General features: G+C 39.8%; 2 protein-coding genes. One reads left to right on the top strand and one right to left on the bottom strand.

Going from position 1 to position 2,678, the window contains the following annotated elements:
* Positions 1-152: 152 nt before the first annotated feature.
* Complete coding sequence (locus tag GXO74_02580; GenBank protein NOZ60545.1) at positions 153-1,451, bottom strand: IS4 family transposase; 1,299 nt, start codon at positions 1,449-1,451, stop codon at positions 153-155.
* 388 nt (positions 1,452-1,839) lie between these two features.
* On the opposite strand from GXO74_02580, the gene GXO74_02575 reads away from it, so the two are divergent.
* On the top strand, positions 1,840-2,678 hold an 839-nt coding region (locus GXO74_02575), incomplete at its 3' end, for a phosphotransferase (protein ID NOZ60544.1).

Raw genomic sequence — 2,678 nt, 5'->3', positions numbered from 1 at the left:
CTGGGACGCCACGGACAATCAGCGCCGTCCGGTTTCCACCGGCGTTTATTTTTATCGCCTTGAAGCGGAGAAATTTGTTGCCGCGAGAAAACTTCTTTTGATTCGCTAATATAGACAAGGTGTAGTCCACCTTCGAGGTCAATGTTGTTGACTTAAGTATTTTTCAATTTTTTGATTTTATCGACGGTCCATTTATTCACTGGCATTTTGGAGATTCTTGGTTGTGATTTGGGTTTTGTTTTTGGTTTATAATATCGAATCCGAGCGATGTCGTGTAAAAGTTCTTTGAAAATATCAATAGCAATATTCGGTTTTTCCGCCGTAAGCACAGCAATTTCATTGGCAAAGGTTTTGACAGCGTGTTTAAATTGGGGTTCCGCTGATTTATTTTCAGCGTTTTCATGGACAAGCTGCATCAGAAAACGAGCGATAACACTCATAATTGCCACTGAAAACAACTCCTGCATAATACCGTTATAGCTTTTGCTGTGAAACTTTTCGATTTCAATGGACACCTTTTCATCTCGATAATAGGTTTCGACTTCCCAACGCCGAAAATACAACGCTCGAATATCATTTTGCGTATAGCGTTGTTTGTCAAATAGATTTGTTAACAAGACCGATATGTCGCCTTTTGCATTGACTAATTTTATCACCCGAAGCTTAATCGGCCTTAATTGTTTTCGTTCAGCGGTAGTCACCTTTCTTGAGTACTTGTAGCTGGGGTCGATATAAATAATGTCTTCATTTTTATCGCTTTTAATAAATTGTTCGACCGCAGGGAAAGTGTGTGTTGCGTTACAGCGAAAAATATAGTGCCCTGAATATTGTTCATTGAGTATTTTAAATATTTCATATGAAGGATAGCCTCGATCCATTAACAACAATTGGTTTACAGGGATACGATGCAATAACTTAATAAATTCATCTCGTTCAGAAGCATTGTTAGCTGCAACGCTTCTGGCGATGGGGAAGCGTCGAAAAACATCATATATGGTGGTAACCAGACATTGTGGATAATGGCCTTTGCCACAATTGTGTAATCTACTATTGGGATCAAATTTTTCTCGAAGTTCATCGGTAGCAGGTAGCAGATATTTTGATCCATCAATAGCAAAGACAAACATTTTTTTCCATTGATGAAGGGGAGAGTGGGGATATGAATGATGGACAATGTTGACCGCATCGTAGAAGATATTCTCAAACACGCGCCACGATAGCTTTTTTCGGGCTTTGGTGACAGCACTTCGATGGATTGAGGTGGGCTCTGGCCATAAGTTGGACCGTTTGGCGTGTTTAAAGAAATCAGTTGCTCGGATATCCACACCGTCATTTTTGGAATTCATGGTCAGATGCAGAATGAAGACCAGCAATTTGGGAAACGGCAGCTTGCGATTCCGTGTAAAATGGCTATTGTTTTCTTTAAAGTGAGCTGGAATGTTTTTTGGAATTAAATTAACTAATTTTTGCAGAATTTGTTTAATGTTTTGAATTGACGGTTGTCTTTGGTTGGCAGCTCAAGGTTATCCTCCAATTCTTGTCTTTAATTTTTAGGCTACTTAATTTAATAAAAAATAAAAACTTTTAATGAATTTGTCAAGTAGTTTTTTAAAAAAATTTAAATATTCTTTCCCTTAAGTCAACAACATTGACTTTTGCAGTGGGGTACACGTGGGATAAAAAAATTAGAAGAAATCTATGGCTGGTGAACTTTTTCATTCAGGCGTTGTTAAATTTTTTTTCGCGGATAAGACCGAAAAGTGGATGCGCTGCAAAAAAATGTTTGCTTTATCGGTTTAATTTTTTAAATTAATGAAAATGATTTTCAGGAAGGAATCAATGGAACGATTGAAGCGACTTTTTCACAAAACCTATGGCACGGCGCCCGATAAAATTGTTTCGTTGAAAGGCGATGGTTCTGATCGAAAAATTTATCGCATATTTTTTGATTTGCAGACTGTGATCGGTATCATCGGCAATGATTTTGATGAGAATGTGGCGTTTGTGGAATTCACCAACCATTTTCGCCGGGAAGGACTACGCGTGCCGGAAATTTACGCTGTGGATTTGAAGAACGGCGTGTATCTGGAAGAGGACCTTGGCGAGTGGACGCTTTTCGACTGGATGTGCGAGATCCGCAAGCAGGACGGATTCAATGAAAAAATCCGGAACATGTACCGCCAGGTGATCGAGTATTTGCCAAATTTTCAGATCAAAGCCGGTGCCAGTATCGATTACACGCTTTGCTACCAACACGTCATTTTTGGCAGGCATTCCATGAACTGGGATTTGCACTATTTTTTGAATCGTTTTCTGGAAGTATTTTTCAAACAAAAAGTGGATCAAAATGAAGTCGAACGTGATTTTAATGCGCTGATCGATTTTCTGTTGGAAGAGGACCGAAAGTATTTTCTTTACCGCGATTTCCAGTCAAGAAATGTGATGATCAAAGATGAGATGCCTTATTTCATCGACTACCAGTCCGGTCGAAAAGGCGCGCTGCAGTACGACGCGGCGTCGCTGCTTTACGATGCCAAAGCCAATTTGCCGCAGGATTTTCGGGAAGAATTGATCACGGCATATCTGGAGAAAGTACAGGAATTCGAGCCAGTGGACGAGAATCGTTTCATGCGCTATTTTTACGGATTTGTGCTTATTCGTATGATGCAGGCGTTCGG

Source organism: Calditrichota bacterium (assembly GCA_013152715.1).
Taxonomy (GTDB): Bacteria; Zhuqueibacterota; Zhuqueibacteria; order Thermofontimicrobiales; family Thermofontimicrobiaceae; genus 4484-87.
Note: the sequence above shows the minus strand (reverse complement) of the source record. Positions and strands in the feature narration are given on the sequence as shown.